Annotated in this window: 3 protein-coding genes; all 3 read right to left on the bottom strand. The window is 34.5% G+C overall.

Annotated features, from left to right (window positions below):
• Nucleotides 1-3,065: beta strand repeat-containing protein (locus G6N05_RS15350; RefSeq protein ID WP_205729777.1), on the bottom strand; the 3,065-nt coding region annotated here is incomplete at its 3' end.
• 25 nt (nucleotides 3,066-3,090) lie between these two features.
• A complete protein-coding gene (locus G6N05_RS15345) occupies nucleotides 3,091-3,504 on the bottom strand; it encodes a hypothetical protein (protein ID WP_166131815.1) in 414 nt (137 codons plus the stop codon).
• Between the two features lie 371 nt (nucleotides 3,505-3,875).
• Nucleotides 3,876-4,173, bottom strand: a 298-nt coding sequence (locus G6N05_RS15340; RefSeq protein WP_166131812.1) for a T9SS type B sorting domain-containing protein, incomplete at its 5' end; no start/stop codon positions are given.

The raw sequence follows: 4,173 nt of genomic DNA, 5'->3' as shown, positions 1-4,173 counted from the left end.
GCTCCTGTTGCTCCTGTTGTTGCTAATGTTATACTAGTGATTGCTGTATTGATACAAGTAGTTCTATTTATTCCTGCTGCAATTGTATTTAATGGTGTAACTGTGATAGTACCTGTAGTAGTAGCAGGTGGACAACCTCCTGTAGTAGTTACTGTATAATTAAATGTACCCGAAGCAGTTGGTGTACCACTAATTGTTGCAACATTTGCTGCCCACGAACCTGTAACTCCTGCTGGTAATCCAGATAATGTTGCGCCAGTTGCTCCTGTTGTTGCTAATGTAATACTAGTGATTGCTGTATTGATACAAGTAGTTCTATTTATTCCTGCTGCAATTGTATTTAATGGTGTAACTGTAATAGTACCTGTTGTAGTGGCAGGTGGACAACCACCTGTAGTTGTCACTGTATAATTAAATGTACCTGAAGCAGTTGGTGTACCACTAATCGTAACAACATTTGCTGCCCATGAACCTGTAACTCCTGCTGGTAATCCAGAGAATGTTGCTCCTGTTGCTCCTGTTGTTGCTAATGTAATACTAGTGATTGCTGTATTGATACAAGTAGTTCTATTTATTCCTGCTGCAATTGTATTTAATGGTGTAACTGTGATAGTACCTGTAGTAGTAGCAGGTGGACAACCTCCTGTAGTAGTTACTGTATAATTAAATGTACCCGAAGCAGTTGGTGTACCACTAATCGTAACAACATTTGCTGCCCATGAACCTGTAACTCCTGCTGGTAATCCAGAGAATGTTGCTCCTGTTGCTCCTGTTGTTGCTAATGTAATACTAGTGATTGCTGTATTGATACAAGTAGTTCTATTTATTCCTGCAGCAATTGTATTTAATGGTGTAACTGTAATAGTACCTGTAGTAGTGGCAGGTGGACAACCTCCTGTAGTTGTCACTGTATAATTAAATGTACCTGAAGCAGTTGGTGTCCCACTAATTGTTGCAACATTTGCTGCCCATGAACCTGTAACTCCTACTGGTAAACCAGAGAATGTTGCTCCTGTTGCTCCTGTTGTTGCTAATGTAATACTAGTGATTGCTGTATTGATACAAGTAGTTCTATTTATTCCTGCAGCAATTGTATTTAATGGCGTAACTGTAATAGTACCGTTTAATGATAAATTTGGCGTACATCCTACGGTAGTAATGGTATAATTGAAAGTTCCTGAAGCAGTTGGTGTCCCACTAATCGTAGCAACATTTGCTGCCCATGTACCTGTAACTCCTGCAGGTAATCCTGAAAATGTTACTCCAGTAGCACTTCCTCCATAACCATATGTAATTGATGATATTGCGCTATTTCTACAAACTGTTTGGTTATTTGTACCAACAGCAGATGTTAAATTTAAATTACAAGCACATGCCGCAACATTTACCGTAACATTTCTAACATAATTACATCCATACTCATCAACCGCCGTTAAACTATAAACATAAGATCCTGGAGTTGGAAATGGTCCAACAGCTACATTATTAGTCAACTGATTTCCTATACACGTGCCAGGCGAAGGACATCCATCAGGACCTGGATCTGTAACTGAAGTACTCGTAGTCGTTTGTGCAGGAATAACTGGACCAGCACCTGAATGCGACCATGTTAAAGTTGATACATCTGGTGTTACAAACTCAGCATTTGCATAACAAGATCCAGGAAAAGCTAAAGACCACCCTGTAATTGTTCCATCATCAAAACCTATATTATCAGTAATTTGTAAAGTCCAAACTCCATTTAAATCGGCTCCATTAAAAGGGGTAAATGGATTTGAAGAATTATATGTTTGTGAAATATAATTTGTTCCTGCTTCACATACTCCAGTGTATGAACAAGTACCATTTGCTGGGGCAGTGGTAGTTACACCAGCAGCTGTCCAAGCAACACCGCCAGTACTAACAACTGTGTATGTAGCAGGACATCCAGCAACACCATCATCAGCTGGATTGGTACAAAGACCAAAATCAATTCCCCCACCATGCTGATCATACAAAATTACACTTTGTCCAGTTGGTGAAATTAATATTATATCTAAATCTCCTGAATATGTATGTTCTAAATCAAAAGTTACTGTTGGATAACATCCAGGTGTAACGGTTGCTCCAACTGGGAAAACTCCTGTAAAATCTAAAGTTGTTGTATAACTCACTCCACTTCCATCAGGTAAAGAAACTGGGCTACCTGAAACAGACAAAGGCCCAGTAGACATTGTTTCAGATGTAGCTAATCCATTTAAATTAATAGAATTACCACAATTAATATTGAAGGTACTTAAAGTTGAGCCAGTAAAATCGGGTGGTGGCAAAACCCTAATTAATCTAGTTGATGCATTAGTACTTTGACAACCCAAAGGATCAATATCTGTATTATTATTTCTTACCGATAAACTTACTGAATATATTCCTGGCCCAGGAAATGTATGTGATGTAGTTGCTGCAGCAGTTGTTGAATTTGTACCATCACCCCAAGTCCACTCATAAGAAGTTATAGAAAAACCTCCAGGTGCAGTTGAAGCAGAACCATTAAAACTAACTGCTAACGAACCTGGATTAGTCGCACTTGAAGAACAAATATTCAAAGTTGTTGTATCAGTTAAAGCTGCTATCGGATTTGTACAAGGAGTAACACAAGAAACTGTTGCAGACCAACCCGAATCTCTTACTGAATTATTTGAAATAAATTGAAAAGAAATGCATCCATCAGGACTTGTAGAAACTAAAGTTGTAGTTCCTAACGCACCACACAATCTATCATTATTTGTACCTAAAGCACCAACTGCATTGGCGTACCATACATCTAAATAATCTGTACAAGTACCTGCTGCTCCTTCAGTAGCGAATGTATTGAATACAATTCTAATTTTATCACCAGGTGTTGAAGGACAAAAAGTAATTGTACTATTTTGGCTATTTGCATAGTTTGCTGCTCCACCTTGATCAACAAAAGTTCCTGAACAAGTTGAAATTGTTCCATTAGCTCCATTATTCATCGTATAAGTTTGACTAAACGAAATAAAAGAGGAAGCTAAAAAAATCAGTAGTAAAAAGTATTTTTTACCCATAGTCTTAATTGTTAAATTTAAGGTTTTATTTTATTGTAGTAAGTCTATTCTTTAAATTTTGATCAAACATATAGATATACCAAAGCTCATCATAACTATATATTTTTCTTATTTTTTCAGATAAAGACAAAAAATATTCGTTTGCTACTTTATAATAGTAGTAATCCTTTCCTTTTTCTATTTCCATTTGTTTGATTTCTTCAGAAGAAAATTTTCTTAAAAAATTAACTACTAACTCGTTTTTTTCATAATCCACAGAATTCAGTTTAAAAGATAAATCTTTCTCTTCAATTCCTTTCATTTGTAAAACTACTCCAGGAGGTAGATTGTAATTTTTCATTGAATTATTAATGCTTCCCCCATTTTTTTGCCCATAGGAAGTACCACAATACAGCACACACAGAATTGTAAAAACTGTAATAATTAGTAGATTTTTCATAAAAATTTTATAGTTAAGTAAATTATTTCAACAGCACAATATAAAAAAATAATTCAACAACTTAACATATTTTTAAGAAACATTTTAACATAATTAAGTGTTTTTCAAAATTTTTCACAAAAAAAGCCCGTATATCAAGTAAATACGGGCCTTTTTACAAAAAAATAAAATTTTCAACTTTTTAATAAAAAATAAGATTAAATTTATTTATTAGTTATTTACACACAACAATCACACACATCATGTTTTTTGAAATTATTGTATTTATTTAAATTTTATATAACAATAAATCTAAACATTACTTTTTCTATTACTCACAAAAAAAAGCCCGTATTTTTAGAAATACGGGCTTTTTGTAAATTACGATATTATTATCTTTTTAACGAAAAATGTGATTTGAATTGTTTCTGTTCACTGTTTTCTTTGAAATCAATTGTAAACCAATAATCCGTTGATGGTGCTTGTAGACCATTATAGGTTCCATCCCATCCAGGACTATTCTCCGCTGTACTTAATTGCTTAATTAATTTTCCATATCTATCAAAGATATATAATTTCGCATCTGCTTGATTTAACCCTATAACATTCCAAGTATCATGAATTCCGTCTCCATTTGGTGTGAAATATTTAGGATAATCTATCACTGTAATTGGTTGTGATAAATTAGTA

The organism is Flavobacterium bernardetii (genome assembly GCF_011305415.1).
Classification (GTDB): domain Bacteria; phylum Bacteroidota; class Bacteroidia; order Flavobacteriales; family Flavobacteriaceae; genus Flavobacterium; species Flavobacterium bernardetii.
This window is presented reverse-complemented; position numbering and strand designations above follow the sequence as displayed.